This is a genomic window from Pseudoalteromonas sp. S1612, assembly GCF_005887175.1.
In the GTDB taxonomy this organism is placed as follows: Bacteria; Pseudomonadota; Gammaproteobacteria; order Enterobacterales; family Alteromonadaceae; genus Pseudoalteromonas; species Pseudoalteromonas undina.
In genome coordinates this window covers 1-243 of record NZ_PNDH01000210.1, presented here as the reverse complement: position 1 = coordinate 243, position 243 = coordinate 1, and the positions used below count along the sequence as shown (strand labels likewise).

General features: G+C 41.2%; 1 pseudogene. It reads right to left on the bottom strand.

The features are described from left to right. Positions 1-243: pseudogene (locus CWB78_RS18735) on the bottom strand (enoyl-CoA hydratase/isomerase family protein); the annotation flags it as partial.

Below are 243 nucleotides of genomic sequence, written 5' to 3'. Positions count from 1 at the left end.
AGGTTGTAAATTCACCCAGCTTTTGAATTGTTTTTAAATTAGCTTTTATATTGCCTTTTGGCATACGCGCAGATTGGTTGTCTAAATCGGTGAGTAAATCGGTTAATCGCTCATGATTTAAGCTTGCGGTTTTGCCCCATTTAGCTGCTAAACTTTGCGCAAGCATGGAATCATATTTAGTGCTGTCGATGGAGTGATCGGCCAGTGATACAAAACGTGCGTCTTCGCAGTTAATTGATGCCG